The organism is Dyadobacter bucti (assembly GCF_005869225.1).
GTDB lineage: Bacteria > Bacteroidota > Bacteroidia > Cytophagales > Spirosomataceae > Dyadobacter > Dyadobacter bucti.
This window is the reverse complement of sequence record NZ_SWFP01000003.1, coordinates 491,272-510,074: the sequence shown is the minus strand read 5'-3', so window position 1 is coordinate 510,074 and position 18,803 is coordinate 491,272. Positions and strand designations below refer to the sequence as shown.

Here is an 18,803-nt window from a genome sequence, read left to right as displayed (position 1 = left end):
GGAAAAGGAGCGGCGGAGAAGGTAGGAAAGGGACGATGGAGGAAAGGGACGAATGTATAATAATCTCCTCCCTTTCCTCCATCCTCCTTAAAGTCAATCACTCTTCAACGATTTCACTGGATTGACCAAAGCTGCTTTGATACTTTGAAAACCGATGGTCAATACTGCTACCATTATGGCCAGAGCGCCGCCGGCGGCGAAAATCCACCAGGTGATCCTGATCTGGTACTCAAAATCCTTCAACCAGCCGGTCATGAAATACCATGCAACCGGACAGGCAATGATGATCGCAACAAAAACCAGTTTCAGGAAGTCCAGCGACAACAATCCGACGATGCTGGCCACCGAAGCACCGAGCACTTTCCTGATACCGATTTCTTTCGTACGAGTTTCAACTGTAAAAGTGGCGAGTCCGAAAAGGCCCAGACACGCGATAAAAATTGCCCAGACAGAAGCAGTTGTAAATATTTCGCTGTACTGTTTTTCGGTCACATATTGTTTGTTGAAATTCTCGTCGACGAAGAAATATTCAAACGGATTTCCCGCAAAATAGCCCTTGTAGATCTTTTCCAGCTTGGCCATTTTATTTTGGATTTCACCAGGTGTGAGCCGGATGGTAATGTAACCCGTATTCACCTGCGGATAAAAAATCATGGGCTCGATCGCCCGCTGGAGACCCGAATGATGGTAGTCTTTCACCACGCCGATCACATCCAGAAACCTTTCGTCCCACTGTACTTTCGTTCGGATCGCATCTTCGGCCGATTTAAAACCAAGTTGCTCAACAGCCTTTTCATTCAGCAAGACTTTACTGTTTTGGTTCCACTCCACACGGCATTCCGCGGCTGTAAAATTGCGGCCTGTTTTGAGCTGGATGCCATAAGTTTTGAGATAAGTATCCCCGATGATCGCAAATGCATAGCTTTCGAGCTCATCACCAGGTTTTGAACCGGGTTGTGAAAAACCGGAAGTCTTAAAATTGAACCAGTTGCCCGGCACAGTTCCGGACAGACTGTAATCCTTGACGAAACTCTGCTGTTCCAGTTCATTCCAGAAAGCATTCTGACGGGTTTTATAGGAACTGTCCTTGCCCAACTCCGGTCCGCGTACAACCAGCAGATGACTGGTATCAATGCCCAGATTCTGCGTCTGCATGAATTTCAACTGGCTGTAAATGACTATCGTAGCGAGGATCAAAACAATGGAAATACTGAACTGGGAAACCACCAGAGACTTCCGTAGCAACACTCCGCCTGCGTAGGCGGTCAGTTTTCCTTTGAGTATTTTGACCGGGTTGAATTTTGAAAATGAATACGCAGTATAAATACCCGAGCTTAGCGCGCCGACCAGCAACAGCGCCAGTCCGACCAGCCACATCGAGGAATTCCCGAGTGAGCCGAGAGATAACTCTTTGCCGATCAGCTGATTGAAAAAAGGCTGAACCAGGCTTACCAAAACAAGCGCAGTGCCCAGACCCAATACATTAACCAAAGCCGATTCTCCTAAAAACTGCATGATAAGATTTCCCGGGGTAGCACCGATGACCTTTCTCACACCAACTTCATTCGCGCGTTTTAGTGCGTTGGCGGTTGAAAGGTTGATGTAATTGAACCAGGCGATCAGCAGTATCAGGGTGGCCACAATGAGCAGCATATATACATATTTCACATTGCCGCTGGTCATATATGTGTCACTGAGGTTATCGGCAAGATGAATGTTGGCAAAAGCCTGTAACCGGAACTGAATTCCGTCTTTATCTTTTTGTAAACCGTCGCGAAACGTGGTTAATTTCTTTTCAAGCGCTTTGGGGTCAGCCGCTTTGTTCAGCAGAAAAAAGGTGTTAATGTATTGAGAGTCATCGTTATCGAGTGCAGCCCAATCGTTTCCATTGAGGTTTGCAGCATTGGAAAGAGTTGCCAGGGACAGGATTATGTCAAACTGGATGTCCGAATTCGAGGGGTTTTCATAAACACCTTCCACAGAGTAGGTTAAGGCGCCAAACTGGTTAGTGACCGTCAGTGTCTTTCCGACAGGGTTCTGTTCGCCAAAATATTTGGTGGCTGTTTTTTCAGACAAAAACACCACTTTCGGATTTTCCAATGCCTTGCCGTCGCCCCTGACGACCGGGAATGTAAAAAAGTCAAAGAAATTACCTTCTGCGTAACCTATTGCATTTTCGCGGAATGATTCATTTTTCAATTCTGCGCCAGTCACAAATCCCTTTCCGATCCCTTCGGCAACGCGGCAGTAATCCTTAACTTCGGGAAACGCCTGCCTGATCCTAGGTGCCCAGCCCGGTTCGATCTCCGGCCAGGTTTCCCCTTTTACGCCCAGGTTCAATAACCGGTACATTTGCGGAAGGTTCCTGTGAAACTGGTTCACACTTTTCTCAAAACTTACGTATTCCAGGATCAGCAGGAAAGCAGTAATTCCCAGCGCCAGGCCGGCAATATTTACCAGGCTGTACACCTTATTCCGAAGCAGGTTACGCCAGGCGATTTTAAGATAGTTGCTAAACATCATTAGTCAGGTTAGAAATGAACAGGTGGCCATTAACGTACTTGGCTTCTGTTCTTAAAAATCCTGTACCAGATTTAATAATATCTGATTTACAGAAACTTATGCATTAAAATGACAACATGCTGTCCGATATTGAACACTGTTACAGTACATACCGGCTGGAACCGGCATGTACTGTTTTCCCTAACTTCCGCTTTGCACATCGTCGTTTCTGATTCCTCTTTTATTTTTCTTGATTGCCTCTTTAAGCCTGCCGAATTTATAATTCAGGCTCAGATTGAACGACCGGAAATAATCCCTTCTGTCGTTATACTGGCTGAAATTCGGCCCGGAGGTTGTCGAGTAATTTTTCCGGAATTTGGTAAAAGGATTGTTGGCGGCAGCCGAGAAAGAAAGCTTGTCCTTGATGATATCTTTATTGACACTGAACGACGGACTAACCATCGAATTGGTAGTTCCCTGCAAATTCACGCCGGGGCCATTGCAGTTAAGATTAGCATTGACACGCCAGCCTTTGTCCAGACGATAGCCGGTAGATGCTGAGAACTGGTACATAATCCCGCTATTGGTAATCTCTGCACCGTTGACAACGCCCGTCACCTTACCATGGGCGATCCTGAAATTCGTACTGAAATTCAATCTCTTTGTAATCGGATAATTGACGTTCAGGTTTCCCGAGAACAGCCTGGCAGTTCCTGTATTTCCAAAAGAAGTCCGGGTGATCTGTGTTTCAGGGTTATAAACTGCGACCGGGAAAATCAGGTCTTTAAATTTCGTAAAGCCTACGCCTATATTAACCGAAGCTTTTTTGGACTTGCTGTACCCCAGCTGCATATCATGTACGAACGCGGGACGTAAACCAGGATTTCCCGTCCGTTCAAAACTAGGGTTGGTACGGTCCACAAACGGGTTGAGCTGATAAATACCCGGCCGCTGAATACGCTGGGTGTAACCAAAATTGATCCCGCCATTGTCTTTCAATTTTCTGTTGACCGACACCGAAGGAATCACATTGAAATAATTCTGTTTCACTTTGGAGTCCGTCGAAATGAAATCGGCATTGATCACCGTCTGCTCTATCCTGGCACCCGCCTTCACGCCCCATTTTTTGAAATTATACTGATAGGTATTGTAGGCACCGAACACATTCTGGGTGTTATTGAACTTGTTGCTCATACCCGGATCTATCTCAAATTTTTTGCTTTCGGAATTACAGGCACTGTATTGAAAATCGCTCTGATTATCCCGCATAATCCCTTTTAAACCAGCTTCGATGTTCAACTTTTTGATAGGGTAAACATAGTCGACCTGAAAAGTCTGCTCGGAAAAACTCTGGTCATTGACCTGCGTATAGTCAGGCCTGTCATAATTAATGCGGTCGTCGATCACCAGATTGCTGTTTTGGGTATTGTTGAACCCATAATAACGGTATGAAAAAGTAAGCAACCGGTTTTTATCTGCCTTAAAGCCCTTTTGATAGTTCAGCGCCGCATCCATTCCGGTACCTGTTCCGTCATTGCGGTTTGTGACATTATACCTTTCCAGAGTTTCCCCGCTTGCGTTGATCACAGAGTTTTGAAGGCCGGAACCATCTGATTTACTGCCATTGAAATTCAACTGGGCGCTCAGCAGGTTCAGGCTGTCCACTTCATAACTAACCTCGTAGCCGATGTAAGCGTTTTTATTCCCCGATCTGGCATAATTTTCCTGATACAGTTCCGATGGCTCTGTCCCGGTGGAACTACGCCCTACAATTGTACGTGTCAAAGGCGTGTCGTACTGCCCTCCCCCAGCCATCGCTGTCATCCCGAGCTTGCCGAGTTTTGCCGAAACAGATCCGCCAAAACCAGGCCCGCCTACCCTGAAACGTTCACTGACGTTCAGCGTCCCGTTGTAACCATTATCGATTTTTTTATTGGTAATAATATTGATAATCCCCGCCAGCCCTTCCGCGTCATACTTGGCCGGAGGCGTGGTGATCACCTCGATACGTACAATAGAAGATGCCGGCATGCTCCGCAACACATCCCGGTAACTCCGCTCCATCATACTCGATGGTTTCCCATTGATCAGGATCTTAAAATCGGCATTCCCTTTCAAATAAATATTATCGTCCGCGTCTAGGGAGAGGTAAGGTACTTTCCGCATCATTTCCAGCACGCTGTAAACCTTGCTTTCCGGGTCGGCTTCCAGATCGTAGGATATCCGGTCAACTTCTTGTTTTACAATCGGTTTAACACTGGTTACTGTCACTTCTTTCAGACCGATCACGTTGCTGCTGATACCAACAGAGCCGAGCTCGACAGTCTTTCTGGTACTGTCCGAAAGGTCCACCGCAATCATTTTGGTTTGGCATCCTACCCCTACGATGACGACTGAATATTTGGCAGGCTTGACATTTCGAAATACAAAAGAACCATCTGTCTTCGTAAAATCGGCTTTGACCGCAGTATTTCCGGCCATCAAATTAACCGTCACCAAATCCAGCGGTTTCTTGCTTACTGAATCCGCGACAATACCTGAAATTTTGGCCCCGCCGGGCGTGGCAGTCTGGCCAAAAGAGGCCTGGCTAATGCACACAAGCCCGGAAAAAAGAATCGAAAATAGAAAAAGGAGTAATGTTTTCATGGCTAAAATTTTAAATGGCTAACAGATTTGAAAAGGCATAGAAATTCCGGTAAGAGTTTGCACTCTTTTAAAATTTTTCCGGTAGTTGAATCGATTCAGCGCTAAGCTGTTACGACGATTTTTGCGTGATAACAGCTAACACTATTCAAAGGTATAGAAAGGTACTTTGTGATGCAAGGTACTATGCTAAATTTTTTTGTATCGATCCTTTGTTTCCTGCACAGTTTTCGCTCGATGAAGAAATTGGCGATCAGGCTAACACCTCTGAGAATGAAAATCATAGACATACAGGCAATGCCTCCGGGCAAATCGAGGTTTATATATAGCACATTACCGACAAGAATACCTGTTGCGATCCCGACAAAAAGCATCCCGAATTTCAGAGTGGAGAACGCCGATATTTTGTTATCCAAAAAAAATTGAAGCGTCTGCCCGTTTTCGATCAAGGCTATACGTTCTCTATGACGTGCCATCCAATACACGTATATGCCACCCCGAAAAACTCCTGCTACAATACCAAATACTATAATAACCGGGTTCAAATCATTTTAAGTTGATTTGCGCGTTCCGCTTTTTCATTTACGCAAAAAATGCAATCAACGTTTGAGCTGGTTGGGCTCGCGCTGATTGCATTATCTTCATTGATGCTAATAGATTATTTTATGCGGACTTATTCGTCCCGTCAAATCCCGACGAATCAGGTTATCCTCTGCGGTTGTAACGGTTATCGAAGCGGTTCGAATTCTGATATGCGAACAAACGCTGACGCTGGGCCGGGGTTAGTACTGAAAGAATTTCTTTTTGCTTCTGCTCTTCCAGACGTTTTATTCCCTGGTAAGTACTGTAACGTCTGTTTGTGGAAGTCAAACGATCGTAACGGTTTTCGATCGCCTTGATCCGGTTTTCCTGTTTACGCGTCAGTTTAACGATCTGATCCAGCTTGTTGATGCGGAATTCTTCATAGGCATTGTCACCTCTGGAATTATTCACTGCCGGGATTTCGGCATGTTTGTAGCTGCGTTGCGCGAAGCTGTTCCCGATGGTCAATGTTACGATTGTTGCGATGGCTAAGATGGTCTTTTTCATGGTTTCTATTTATTAAATTGTTTGTTTATGTAGGTTAGAGGCCTTTTTTCAACAAACGTTTAACACACCTGAAAACCGATCTGCGAACTCAGCTTTTCAGCAGATAGTATGCGTTTTTTAATCGACGAAATGTAAAAACAGGTACCAGGTGAACCCTGACTTTTGACAAATATTCCCGTTACGCACTCTCTTATTCACTCCGCAAAGACTTCACAGGATTCATCAAAGCTGCTTTGATTGCCTGGAAACTTACTGTCAATATGGTTATCAATACCGCTAAAAATGCCGAAACTGCAAAAACGATCCAGCTCAGCTCAATGTGGTACTCATATTTTTTGAGCCAGTCGTTCAGAAAATAGAGTGCGATCGGCGAGGCGATTACGCACGATACGATGACGAGGTACACAAACTCTTTGGACAGCATCGCCCACATTTGCGCCACGCTTGCACCCAGCGCTTTCCGTATCCCTATTTCTTTCGTTCTTTGTTCGGCAGTATATGCGGCCAATCCGAACAATCCTAGGCAGCTGATAAAAACAGCCAGCACAGCAAATACCCGAGCCAGTTTGCCAATACGCTCTTCGGCCCTGAATTTGGCTTCATACTCCTCATCGGCAAACTTGAATTCAAAAGGCGAATCGGGATCATGTTTTTTGAAAACAGCCTCTACCTTTTTCAGCGCCTGATCCACCGGCGCATTTGGCATCAGTTTGATATTGATCAGATTAGCCCACTCGTAATCCATCAGAAAAATGGTCGGGACGGCAGGTTCGTAGGGTGATTGCATAACCATATCTTTGATCACACCAACCACCTGCCGGGGCTTGCCGTTATACCGGATCGTTTTACCTATTATATTCTTGATACCGGTCAACTTAACCGCCGATTCATTTAAAACAAAAGCCGCAGTATCGGTTGAGAAATCGCGGGAAAAATCGCGCCCCTGAACAATTTTCCAGCCGATTGTTTTTCCAAAATCATGCGTACAGGCGATCGTTCCAAACAATGGAAGCGAGTTCGGCTCCATCCCTTCCCATTCAAAACCGATCTGATTGGAATAAATACCCGTGGTAGGGCTGGAAGATTCGCTCATTTCAAACACAGCACCGGATTTCAAAAGGTCGTCCCGCAACGGATAATATTTGCCATACATATTCGGCGAAATATTGATCTGCAACAACCCGGACCTGTCGTACCCTATCGGCCGGTTTTTGGCGTGCTGGATTTGCTGGAATACAATAATGGTCCCGATGATCAGTGTAATTGAAACTGTAAACTGAAGAACGACCATTACTTTCCTCGGCGTGGCAGACCATTTCCCTACCTTGAATGTACCCTTTAAAACAGCAAGGGGATTAAAAGAAGAAAGATAAAACGCGGGATAACTTCCCGAAACCAGCCCCGTGAACAGCGAAAAAATCAAGAGCGCCAGCCAGAACTGCGCATACATGTAAGGAAACCCGACATGCTTTCCGGATAATTCATTAAACGCCGGCAAAGCAAGCAAAACAAAGAGTATGCCGAGGATCAACGCAAAAGAAACCACCAGCAGCGATTCGCTCAGGAACTGGAATATCAACTGACTTCTCTGCGAACCGATTGACTTTCGGATCCCTACTTCCTTGGCGCGCTTTTCGGAGCGGGCTGTACTCAGATTCATGAAATTGATACAGGCCAGCAAGAGGACAAAAACACCGATAATGCTGAACAGCCAAACGAACTGAATGCTTCCCCCGATATTCTTGCCATTTTTAAAATCCGAATAAAGATGCCAGCGGCTCATCGGATGCAGAAAATACTGCGGCTTGTCTGTTTTGGAAAAACTGTGCGGCAACTCCACATCTCTGATCTTCAGCGAGACTTTACCGATATCTGCATGGTCGGCCACCTGTGCATAAAACTGAAAAGAATGGTTTCCCCACTGCTCCTGCGCCTCCTTCACCCAGCCTTCTGCCTGCAGGTAGTCGTTCCAGGTGAGCAGCATTTTGGTCTCATTAAAATTGGAATTGAAAGGGATATCTTCGTAGACGCCGGTTACCTTCACGTCTTTCTTGATATCCAGTTTAATTGTTTTGTTAAGCGCATCTTCATTTCCGAAAAGTGCCTTGGCAAGAGATTCAGCAATAATGATTGAGCCCGGTTCTTTTAATGCACTGTAGTCTCCTCTCAGCATTTTCAGCGAGAGCATTTCAGGAAAAGAAGGCTGCACATACATGCCGCTTTTATTTATCTTTTTTTCTCCATTCGCCAGCAAATGCCCGTAATTCCAGGACGCCATGGATGTATACTTGAAATCCGCGCTGTATTTGGTGGCCATCTCGCGCACTGCCGGAAGCGATACCGCGACGCCGCTGCCCGTTTGCCCGTTAAAAGTTTGGCTGATCCAGGCTTGTACGATACGGTCGTAATTTTTGTGATACTTATTAAAAGACAGCTCATCCCAAACCCAAAGTCCGATCAGCATCGCAACCGCAATCCCGACCGACAAGCCGATAATGTTAATGAATGAATAAACCTTGCTTTTAGACAGGTTACGCAGGGCGATTTTTAAATAATTTTTGATCATGGCTGTTTTATTTTGGAGTGGAAAATAGGGGGAGGGAGGAAAGGGACGATGGAGGAAAGGAAGGATGGGAAAAAGGGAGAACGGGGAGGAAAGGGTGGGAAGTTCCTCCCCTTCTTCCCCTTCCTCCCTTCTTCCCTTCTCCCTCACTCCGCTTTCAAAGCTTCGACCGGGTTTGTAAGAGCTGCTTTTACACTCTGAAAACTAATGGTTATTAACGCTATGATTACTGCCGCAACACCCGCCAATACGAATATCCACCAGTTGATATTCACTTTATAGGTAAAGTCCTGCAACCATTCATTCATCGCATACCAGGCCACCGGAGAGGCGATGACCAGCGCAATAATGACCAGCTTGACAAAATCAATGGAAAACAATCCGAAAATATTCAGTGCGGATGCCCCCACTGCTTTTCTGATCCCCATTTCTTTGGTCCTCGATTCGACCATAAAGGCGACGACTCCGTATAATCCGAGGCAGCCGATAAAAATAGCTATCCCGGACAGCAGCCTGAAAAGAGAAAAGAATTTTTCTTCCTTCTCATAGAAACTGTTTAACGTATCGTCCAGAAAACTGTATTTGAACAAGTAATCAGGGTATACAGCCGACCATATTTTCTCAATTCTTTTGATCTGGTCAACGTCCGCGTTTTTATCCAGCTTCATACCTAGTGTCCTGTATTCCCGCAGTGAACTGGTTAATACGCAAGGAATAATCTCATGATGCAGACTGTACGTATTGAAATCCTTCACGACCCCCACAATCGGCAATTTCAATGCCGACCGCCCGATTGCAAGCCTTTTTCCCAACACTTCGTTCGGATCGGTAAAACCCATTTTTTTCACAAATGTTTCATTAATAACATACTCGCGCATGGTATCGGCAGGAAGGTACATTCTGCCGGCAATTATTTCCAACCCGTATGTTCTGACATAAGAAGTATCCGCAGGACGCATCACAATTTCGAAATCAAGTTCTTTCGCATCATTTTCGTATGTAAAACCCGTCTGCCAGTTGCTTCTCGACATGGGGGTAAACGCGCTGAAACTGAGGGAACGAATACCCGGTTCGGCTGTAAATCCAGCCCGGAGCGCTTCAAGCTGGCCTGGATTATTTTCGGGGATGACCAGGTTTATAATTTCATCTTTCTCAAAACCCAGATCCATGGTCCGGAAATATTTCATCTGGGTATAGGCTATCAAAGTGCCTATCAAAATAATCTGCGAAATAGTAAACTGTAGTACGATCAACCCGCTCCGAAGATTGGACTGGCTACTTCCCGATGTTTTCATTCTGCCCTTCACAGCAAGAATCGGCTGATAACCTGACACGATCAGGGCCGGATAGCAGCCAGCAAGCAAAGTGGTAACGATAGTCAGTATAAGAAGGAATATAATAACCGACAGGTCTGTCACAAACAGGATCCCTTCGGACTGGATGTTCAGCAGGTTTGCCACGTAAGGCAGGGAACTTTGCGCGATAACCAGAGCCAGAACAACCGACAACATTGTAATGATACCGGTCTCGGAAAAATACTGCCGGAGCAGCTGTCCCCGCGTACTTCCCAAAACTTTCCGTACCCCGACTTCCCGGGCACGTCGCAATGCCTGTGCAGTGGCCAGATTTACAAAATTAACACAAGCTGTCACCAGCAAAAAGATCCCGACAAGAGCCATAGACCAGATCATCCCCTTGCTGATCGAACGGTTGGCGTAGTTTCCGATTTTAGTTGCAAAATGAATATCCTTAACAGGCTGAAGCACAAATGCCAGCTTTGCACCCTCTTCCTTCTCTCGGTATTTTTTGTTGAAAGCAATCAGTTGTTTGTTAAACTGTTCTTTCGAAACCGACTCCGGCAGCATCACATACATTTGCCCGCCACCGTAGGTAGAAACCCAGTCGTCCCAATTCGTGAATGATCCATATTCTTTCAATGAGGCAAAAGAGAGCATGGTTGTAAACGGGAAATTCGTTGTAGCAGGCGGGTCAGCGACTACTCCCGTGACGATAAAATCCATTCTGTTACTGACCCGGATTGTTTTTCCCATCGGGTCGGCGTTACCAAAATATTTCCGGCCTTGCTGCTCGGTAAGAACTACCGAACCCGGATTTTTCAATGAAGTTTGAGGCGACCCTTTGAGCCAGGTATAGTCGAGCATCCCGAAATACTCCGGCCCGATAAAAGACACGGCATAAAACGGCTCCGAAAACTTCTTCTTTTGCCCTCCTTCTATTGTAGTAATGAGGGTTTCACGTATAGCATAAGTGCAAGTGGTTGTGATTTCCGGAAAATCGTTGCGTAAAGCCTCCAAAGCCGGAAGAGGAATGCCGGTATTGAACCCGTTTTCTCCGCCAGCCAGGTCATGGTTCAGGATCCTGTAAACCTTGTCGGCATTCTTATGATGTACATCAAAACTGAGTTCGTAGCGTAAAGTGAAGAAAATCAGCAAACAGCAAGCCAGTCCAAGCGACAGCCCGGTGACGTTAATAATAGTAAAATTCCAATTGCGGCGCAGGCTGCGAAGTGATGTAATGAGGTAATTTCTGATCATGGCAGATGGATTTAGTGCACGCCTATAAGGTGCTCTGGCTCAAAATACCAAAATCCATACCAGGCTTATATATATTTCATTTTCAAATACATACAACTCTTCCACGAAATTAAATTGTTCGCTTTCGAACACCTGTGATCGGATTTAAGGGGATGAGAGAGGCGTTTTTATATTTTGAAACAGAAAATATTTATCCTTTAAAAAATCGTTATATTTGATATACAAACAATATGCGCGGATATGTTAACTACAATTCAAGGCACTTACGAAGATGGGAAAATCACGCTCGACGAAATTCCCTCTGTAAAAAGTAAATCAAAAATTGTAGTTACATTTTTGGAAGAAATTTTGGACAATGCACCTAAGAAAAGAAAACTAGGCAGTTTAAAGGGAAAAATTGGAATCCCTGATGATTTCAACGATCCGATTGATGACCTAAATGAATATATGTACGAATGAGATATTTATTGGATACCCAAATTCTGATTTGGTCACTTGAAGACAATCCTAATCTCAAATTACACATAAGATCTATTTTAGAGAATCCGGAGGATATCATTATGGTTAGCCCAATTAGTTTAATGGAGATGTCTATCAAACTGAAATTAGGCAAACTTCCCAAATTTATCATTGGCATTGATGAGATTGTGGAACAACTTCTTAGAGACGGCTTTAAGCTCCTTGCGATCAAAACATCCCATATTTCCGCTTATCAGTCGATCCCATTTTACGATGATCACAGAGATCCCTTCGATCGGTTTTTGCTTGCAATTTCTTTATCAGAACAAATATCTCTGATTTCAGCAGACGAAAAATTCAGCCGGTACAGGCCGTTTATTAATGTTATTGATTAGCTACTCGCTCTTCAGCGACTTTACCGGATTCATCAATGCGGCTTTGATACTTTGGAAACTTACTGTGACTACTGCCACCAAAATCGCTCCGACGCCTACTATGACAAATACCAGCGGGCTGATCTCAATTCTGTACGGATAGTTATCAAGCCATTTTTGCATTAAAAACCAAGCTAACGGGGAAGATATCAGAATCGCGACCAGCACCAGTTTCACGAAGTCCTGCGAAAGCACAAAAACCAGATTGGCGATACTGGCACCCAGCACCTTACGGACACCAATTTCTTTGGTACGCTGCTCGATGACGATCAAGGCAACAGCAAATAGTCCCAGGCAAGACAGGATAATAGCAATGCCGGAAGCAAGACTAAAAACCTGCGACAGCCGTTCTTCTTCCTTGTACCAGGAATTAGTATTCTCATCCACAAACGAGCCTTTGAATTCCGATTCCGGCGCTACTTCTTTCCAGACAGCTTTGAGCTTGTCCATTGAAATTTTTAGACTTTGGGGCGTAACTCTGACAAAAATATAAGGCAGCCCGCCCGAACCGGACAGGTACATAGTGATCGGCTTTTTCTCGGCTTTGGATGAATAGAGATTGAAATCCGGGACGAGACCAATGATCTGATGTTTCACACCGGCGCTATCGGTTTGGAAAAATTTACCGACAGGATCTTTTTCGCCAATCATTTTGGCCATACTTTCCGTGATGATCACCCTGTCCAGCGTGTCAGAAGGATATGAAGGATTAAATTCCCTGCCGGATAAAAGTTTGATATTCAATGTTTTTAAATAATCATAATCAACCTGCAGCCAATCTGTCGAAATTTCCTTTTCTTTGAAAGTAAACCCGATCACACTTCGGGAAGTACTTCTGTCCAGTCCGAAACCCAGATTAACCCCGCTGCCTGTAATACCGAGAATCCCTGGGTCTCCTTCCAGCTTGTTTCGCATCCTTTGCAGGGCCTGCCGGCTGTTCACTTTATTGCCAACAGGGATGCTTATGACCTGTTCTTTTTGAAACCCAAGCGGCTGATTCCGCAGATGTTCCACCTGCTGGACCGCGATAATGGTGCTGCATATCAGCAAACCAGACAAAGTAAACTGGGCTATAATCAGGGAGTTACGAAGAAAGCCCGGTTTTTTCATGGTAACTTTTCCTTTCAAAACCTCCACTGCGTTGAACTTGGACATCTGCCAGGCCGGATACCCCCCCGCAAAGAATGTAACCAGTACAAAAACCCCTAACAGCAGCGCTACTTTGTCCGGCTGAAGTATATAGCTAAGCGTGAGCTTACTTTGAAATGTCGCGTTGAAAGTAGGCAGGAGCAGCATAGCAAGTATCACACCGCTCAAAAAACCTAGAAAACATATTACAGCCGCCTCTCCCCATATTTGAAAAAACAGTTGGTTTTTCAACGCACCCATGGATTTGCGGACACCGACTTCCCGAGCCCGGATGAACGACCTGGCAACATTGAGGTTAATAAAATTGATACAGGCGATCATAAGAATGAATATGGCGATACCCATCAATGCATATACAAGCGCAATCGGCGCGCCGGAGCTTCCCGAAACCTCGGTATCAAAATGAACATTCGCCAGATTCTGCAATCTTAATGCATACAAATCCCCTTTTTCATCCGGCTTGGCTCCTCTTTTTTTAAGGCTCGCAACATTGTTTGCAAAATACTTTTGTACGAATGGTTTAAGCCGTTTTTCAAAAGTTGCCTTATCTGTTTTGGGACTGAGTTTTAAATACACATTGTGCGAATACGAATCCCAATGATCCTTTTCATTCGCATAGTTTCCCAGATTTTCTGTTCTGGTGAACATGTCAAATTTTATAGTCGAATTCTCGGGAAAGTCTTTTAAAACGCCTGTAACGATATATTGCTTCCTGTTCTCATCGAGGCCGAGCTGCAACTGCTTGCCAATCGGGTCTTCGGTTCCGAAAATGTCTTTGGCAGTATTTTCGCTCAGCACAATGCTGCTTAAATCGTTGAGTGCGATTTCTTTATTTCCTTTTAAAAGCGGGAAAGTGAAAATTTTCAGGAAATCGGCATCAGCAAATTTGATGTTTTTATCAAAAAACTTCCCCTTATATTCCACCACTTCGCTTCCATTCACGAATCTTGTTATCCCTTCAATTTCAGGAAATTCCGATTTCAGTGCAGGGGTCAGCGGGAGCGGCATGTTAGCCGTTTTTCCAGCCTTTTCAGGATCATTTGAAAAGAAATAAGTCTGAAAAATCCGGTCGCGATCTACATGAAAATCGTCAAACGTGAGCTGAAAATATGCTGTCAAAAACAGGAAAACACTGACGCAGAACGCCACCGAAAGGCCCACAATGTTGATAAATGCGTAACCTTTATTTTTCCACAGATTGCGGACTGCAATTTTAAAGTAGTTTCTGAACATGGCGTTTTGGGGATTTCAGCTTTCGGCGGTCGGCTTTCAGCTTTTTTTAATTTTGGTACAGATCAGTTTCCAGGGTTTCTACCTTGAATTATTATACCAACAAGACGATCATTTGCAATTAACTGTTATTTAGGCAATTAGCAACCAAGTGAAAGACATTGATTGTTCGAAATTGAACAGTTTTTGTTCAGGGATGGACGGGGAGATTGTGACTAAGAAACCTCGGAAATTCAAATATCAATTTTCAGGTACATAGGGGTTGAAAAGTTCCAGCCCCTCAACCTTTGTAAAATCGCCGACATTCCTTGTTACCAGAATTAAATCATACTCCAAGGCCGTTGCGGCTATAATTGCATCTGGTAGCTTTATTTTACAAGTTTTACGGACAAATATTGTTCGATCTACAACCTGTTCATTCAAATTAAGAACGACTGCCTGCTCGGTGAGGCTGATTATTTCGGGTGGTACAGCCGGAAAAGATAATAATTCTATTTTGTTGATAATAGAAAGAATCGGTCCATTATCTATGATTTGAGCAATTTGTTGATGCGATGCAGTTGGAAACAATAAAGCGCAAAAGTCAATGATGGCATTCGTATCTAGAAGATATCTTTTCATCATTCATTTCGCATATTTTCCAACTCCCTATTCAACTCAGCAGCTTTCTTTTTATCTATACTTCCAGCCAATAATGAAGATAAGCTCGTGTCACCTGTTTCCTTTTTCCTTGTTAGTTTCTCACGGCTTTCCACAATAATGTTAAGCTTTTTTGCAAACGCTAGGATCAATTCAACCTGTTCGTCACTGTCTGTTTTCAGCACTAATTCCATAATATCAATGATTTATAACAATTAAATTTATGCAAAAAGATCGAATATTCAATTGTCCCTACTCACTCTTCAAAGACTTCACGGGGTTCGTCAGCGCGGCCTTGATCGCCTGCGTGCTGACTGTCAGTATTGCTATCACTACCGCCAACGCTCCGGCGAGGCCGAACATCCACCATTCGATTTCAATCTTATAGGCAAAATCCTGCAACCATTTATCCATCACATACCAGGTAATGGGCGTGGCCACGATAATTGATATCGCCACCAGCTTGATAAAATCGCCTGACAGCAATGTTACAATGCTGCCGATCGATGCACCTAATACTTTTCTCACTCCTATTTCTTTGATCCGTTGCTGCGCCGCAAAAGCAGCCAGGCCAAACAAACCGAGACAGGAGATCAGGATAGAAATGATGGTAAAAGAATTGACGATTCGGGATGTGCGAGCGTCAGCTGTGTAGTTCCTCTGAAAATCTTCATCAAGAAAACTGTACGAAAACGGCTCATCAGGAACCATTGACTTCCATTTCCCTTCCAAAAACGAAAGTACCTTGCCTACATCCTCTCCATTTACATGGGTGATAATGTAGTTGAAATCATTGGCAAAATGAGGGAGCAGCGCATAAGGTTCTATGGCCTGACGAAGGTCTGCAAAGTGAAAATCCTTTACCACACCTACGATCTCAATTCCCTGATTTTTACCATTGTCGATATCAAAATAAAGCTTGGAGCCAATTGCCTTGTCAAGGGGAATGCCAAATTTTTTGATCGTAGCTTCGTTTACCACCATCTTATGATTTGTGTCGCCTGGGAATTCAGCAGAAAGCATCCTCCCTGCCGCCATTTCAAATCCCATGGTTTTCATGAAATCCGGCGCTACATAGTTTGTCTTGACCGCCGCCGCCTCATTTACGCTCTGGTCGCCACGATATAACGACATATCCTGAGGGTTTTTGATGCCCGGATAATAGGAAGTTCCCGATGCACCGGTCACCTGATTGCTTTGCAAAATCTCATTTCTGAGCGAGTAATAAGACTTACGGGCCTGCTCACTCCGCAACGGAATTGCAATTTGCTGATCTTTTGTAAAGCCAAGGGGCTGGTCACGCATGAACCTGATCTGCCCCTGGATCACCATCGTTGCCACGACCAGCCCGATTGAGATAACAAACTGGAAAACAACCAGTCCGCGCCGTAGCGTGACAGCCGAAACAGAATTGACAAACTTGCCTTTAATAACATCAAGCGGATTAAAAACCGATAGATAAAATGCCGGATAACTACCTGAAAGTAAACCCGTCAACAAAGCGAGCAAAATAAATGCGACAACTATTTCGGGTTTGAAGAGATCAGAAACAAGCAAATTCTTATCCGACAACTGATTAAATATCGGCAGGAACAAAATCACTGACACTACTGCAAAAATCAAAGCAAGAAAGGTGAGGACCATAGATTCGCCCAGGAACTGTCCGATCAGGCCTTGTTTACCAGCGCCCATTACCTTGCGGATCCCGACTTCGGCGGCCCTTTTCGCTGACCGCGCAGTGGCAAGGTTCATGAAGTTGATACAGGCGATCAGCAAGGTAAACAATGCGATGGAAGCAAGTACGTATAAGTAAGTCGCGCTCGTGGTCGGAGTTGCTATTTCTGCAATTTTATTAAACAAATGTATGTCCTTGACCGCCAGCAAGGTCATGTGCTTTTTATACCCTGCTGCCTTTGTATCCTTTCCCGCATATTTCTCCACAAAGGCAGGAAGCTTCTGATTGAATTTTTCAGGATCAGTACCCGGCTTCACCCTGATGTAGGTGTAAAACATATTGTTATTACTGAAATTCTGGTCGGGCTGCCGCAGATAATTACCGACCCAGCCGGACGTCATCGGCAGGAAATAACGGGCGTCGATATGCGACCGGGCACTTTCATCGCGATAGACACCTGTCACTTTGAAATTTTCAGCATTCCCATCAGTACCGCCGATATTTACAGTTTTGTTCAAAGCGGATACTGTTCCAAAAAGCTTAGACGCAACGTCTTCCGACAACACAACGGAATGCGGATCACTGAGCGCTGTGCTGGGATCACCCTCTGTAAAATGATAAGAAAACAGATTAAAAAAAGTAGAATCCACATGGTAACCTTTCGTCTCGAATATGGACCTGACCGTTTTGCCTGACTCCTGGACTTTAAACAAGGTCTTTCCTTCCAGAAAATTCAGCCATGCTCTGGAAACCTGCTCAACCTCCGGAAACTCCTGTTTTAAGGCCTGTGCATAAGGGGACGGAGCCCTTGGATTATCCATTTTATCCCCACCAAAACGTACATTTTCGCTCCGCACAAGATAGAGCTCGTCAACATGTTCCTGGTGTTTGTCAAAAGAAACCTCGCTCAGGATATAAAGCAGCAGCAACATGCAGCAGGTCATCCCGACCGACAATCCGAACACATTGATCGAGGAAAACAGTTTGTTCTTCAGTAGATTTCTCCAGGCTATTTTGAGATAATTTTTGATCATGTCGTTTTTTGGCTAATGGCTGTCAGCTCATGTTGGCTGGCGGATAATTGGCAGTTTATTTGATATTGATATTTGCGAAGTTTCCGTCCGATTGATTACCCACCCAAAAACCAATTTTATCGCCTTTCTGATTACCCAATTGTTTTACGACAAGGCTCGGCTTCGGATTTTGGTTGACATAAACACTTACTTCCTCATTTTCCACAACCAGGCGACAATGTACCCAGTCTTCCGGTTCGGGCGCTGGATTTACCGGCTGCTCATATTTAAGCGGGAATTGTGAACGCAGCTTGGGCCAGTCAAACCCGGGGAGTGAGATGTATTGTACGGAGTGGTTTCGTCTTTCTTCCTCCGGCGATTTGAAATTGAACGGCCGGAAATAAACGGCGTCGTAAGTACTGTCATTGGAACCGTGGAAGGCAATTCCAACAAAGCTTTTTTGCAGTATATTTCTTCCCTTCACGTCAAATTCAATGGTGCCATTTGTAAACTTAACGCCTTCGAGCCAGGCTACTCCCGCGCCGGGCTTCTCATTCAAATGGATATACGAGCCTTTTGCCCCGTTCTCCACCATACTTACTTCCCGGTTCACAGCTCTCACCGATTGGTTTAATACCAATTTTGACAAATCGATGCTCACATTTTGGGCCACGGCAGTCAAAGACCAGGTCCCGATAGCGACCGCAATGGTCATTTTTTTTAAAAGTCCTGAAATATCCATGACCGGGAAAATAAGTGTTTAATGATGTGGCTAATAGATGAATGCACCTATTGAATAATTGTACCAAACTATAAAAATAACCTATATAACACTATATATCAACATATTAC

Annotated in this window: 13 protein-coding genes; 2 read left to right on the top strand and 11 right to left on the bottom strand. The window is 44.6% G+C overall.

Annotated features, from left to right (window positions below):
- Positions 1-93: 93 nt before the first annotated feature.
- From FBF61_RS12205 to FBF61_RS12180, 6 genes are all read right to left on the bottom strand, one after another.
- Complete coding sequence (locus FBF61_RS12205) at positions 94-2,523, bottom strand: ABC transporter permease (protein WP_310590269.1); 2,430 nt, start codon at positions 2,521-2,523, stop codon at positions 94-96.
- 180 nt (positions 2,524-2,703) lie between these two features.
- A complete protein-coding gene (locus FBF61_RS12200) occupies positions 2,704-5,148 on the bottom strand; it encodes an outer membrane beta-barrel family protein (RefSeq protein WP_138477499.1) in 2,445 nt (814 codons plus the stop codon).
- Positions 5,149-5,249: 101 nt separating this feature from the next.
- Positions 5,250-5,621, bottom strand: coding sequence for a DUF6249 domain-containing protein (locus FBF61_RS35395; RefSeq protein WP_310590268.1), 372 nt, complete (start codon positions 5,619-5,621; stop codon positions 5,250-5,252).
- A gap of 229 nt (positions 5,622-5,850) precedes the next feature.
- Positions 5,851-6,234, bottom strand: a complete 384-nt coding sequence (locus tag FBF61_RS12190; protein WP_138477498.1) for a hypothetical protein — start codon at positions 6,232-6,234, stop codon at positions 5,851-5,853.
- Between the two features lie 190 nt (positions 6,235-6,424).
- A complete protein-coding gene (locus tag FBF61_RS12185; RefSeq protein WP_138477497.1) occupies positions 6,425-8,800 on the bottom strand; it encodes an ABC transporter permease in 2,376 nt (791 codons plus the stop codon).
- Positions 8,801-8,943: 143 nt separating this feature from the next.
- Positions 8,944-11,352 carry an ABC transporter permease gene (locus tag FBF61_RS12180; RefSeq protein WP_138477496.1) on the bottom strand — a complete coding sequence of 803 codons (2,409 nt, stop codon included), beginning with the start codon at positions 11,350-11,352 and terminating at the stop codon, positions 8,944-8,946.
- A gap of 240 nt (positions 11,353-11,592) precedes the next feature.
- Between FBF61_RS12180 and FBF61_RS12175 the strand changes: the two genes are divergently transcribed.
- Both FBF61_RS12175 and FBF61_RS12170 read left to right on the top strand, forming a co-directional pair.
- Positions 11,593-11,811: a DUF2281 domain-containing protein gene (locus tag FBF61_RS12175; RefSeq protein ID WP_138477495.1), complete on the top strand. Its 219-nt coding sequence runs from the start codon at positions 11,593-11,595 to the stop codon at positions 11,809-11,811.
- The gene (locus FBF61_RS12170) at positions 11,808-12,206 is read left to right on the top strand and encodes a type II toxin-antitoxin system VapC family toxin (protein WP_138477494.1); all 399 of its coding nucleotides are present in this window, start codon (positions 11,808-11,810) and stop codon (positions 12,204-12,206) included. Before FBF61_RS12175 ends, FBF61_RS12170 begins: the two co-directional genes overlap by 4 nt.
- On the opposite strand, the gene FBF61_RS12165 is transcribed toward FBF61_RS12170, so the two are convergent.
- From FBF61_RS12165 to FBF61_RS12145, 5 genes are all read right to left on the bottom strand, one after another.
- Positions 12,207-14,627, bottom strand: a complete 2,421-nt coding sequence (locus FBF61_RS12165; protein WP_138477493.1) for an ABC transporter permease — start codon at positions 14,625-14,627, stop codon at positions 12,207-12,209.
- 237 nt (positions 14,628-14,864) lie between these two features.
- The gene (locus FBF61_RS12160; protein ID WP_138477492.1) at positions 14,865-15,248 is read right to left on the bottom strand and encodes a type II toxin-antitoxin system VapC family toxin; all 384 of its coding nucleotides are present in this window, start codon (positions 15,246-15,248) and stop codon (positions 14,865-14,867) included.
- On the bottom strand, positions 15,245-15,457 hold the full coding sequence (locus FBF61_RS12155; protein WP_138477491.1) for a hypothetical protein: 213 nt from the start codon (positions 15,455-15,457) through the stop codon (positions 15,245-15,247). Before FBF61_RS12155 ends, FBF61_RS12160 begins: the two co-directional genes overlap by 4 nt.
- Before the next feature lie 58 nt (positions 15,458-15,515).
- Positions 15,516-17,972, bottom strand: coding sequence for an ABC transporter permease (locus FBF61_RS12150; protein WP_138477490.1), 2,457 nt, complete (start codon positions 17,970-17,972; stop codon positions 15,516-15,518).
- A 55-nt stretch (positions 17,973-18,027) separates the two neighbouring features.
- Positions 18,028-18,666 carry a hypothetical protein gene (locus tag FBF61_RS12145; RefSeq protein WP_138477489.1) on the bottom strand — a complete coding sequence of 213 codons (639 nt, stop codon included), beginning with the start codon at positions 18,664-18,666 and terminating at the stop codon, positions 18,028-18,030.
- Positions 18,667-18,803: the final 137 nt, after the last annotated feature.

Bases quoted from the DNA above. Each gene is read 5' to 3' on its own strand.
- FBF61_RS12160 (WP_138477492.1), bottom strand. From the start codon at position 15,248: ATGATGAAAAGATATCTTCTAGATACGAATGCCATCATTGACTTTTGC.
- FBF61_RS12170 (WP_138477494.1), top strand. From the start codon at position 11,808: ATGAGATATTTATTGGATACCCAAATTCTGATTTGGTCACTTGAAGAC.
- FBF61_RS12165 (WP_138477493.1), bottom strand. From the start codon at position 14,627: ATGTTCAGAAACTACTTTAAAATTGCAGTCCGCAATCTGTGGAAAAAT.
- FBF61_RS12180 (WP_138477496.1), bottom strand. From the start codon at position 11,352: ATGATCAGAAATTACCTCATTACATCACTTCGCAGCCTGCGCCGCAAT.
- FBF61_RS12175 (WP_138477495.1), top strand. From the start codon at position 11,593: ATGTTAACTACAATTCAAGGCACTTACGAAGATGGGAAAATCACGCTC.
- FBF61_RS12205 (WP_310590269.1), bottom strand. From the start codon at position 2,523: ATGATGTTTAGCAACTATCTTAAAATCGCCTGGCGTAACCTGCTTCGG.
- FBF61_RS35395 (WP_310590268.1), bottom strand. From the start codon at position 5,621: ATGGCACGTCATAGAGAACGTATAGCCTTGATCGAAAACGGGCAGACG.
- FBF61_RS12190 (WP_138477498.1), bottom strand. From the start codon at position 6,234: ATGAAAAAGACCATCTTAGCCATCGCAACAATCGTAACATTGACCATC.
- FBF61_RS12145 (WP_138477489.1), bottom strand. From the start codon at position 18,666: ATGACCATTGCGGTCGCTATCGGGACCTGGTCTTTGACTGCCGTGGCC.
- FBF61_RS12200 (WP_138477499.1), bottom strand. From the start codon at position 5,148: ATGAAAACATTACTCCTTTTTCTATTTTCGATTCTTTTTTCCGGGCTT.
- FBF61_RS12150 (WP_138477490.1), bottom strand. From the start codon at position 17,972: ATGATCAAAAATTATCTCAAAATAGCCTGGAGAAATCTACTGAAGAAC.
- FBF61_RS12185 (WP_138477497.1), bottom strand. From the start codon at position 8,800: ATGATCAAAAATTATTTAAAAATCGCCCTGCGTAACCTGTCTAAAAGC.
- FBF61_RS12155 (WP_138477491.1), bottom strand. From the start codon at position 15,457: ATGGAATTAGTGCTGAAAACAGACAGTGACGAACAGGTTGAATTGATC.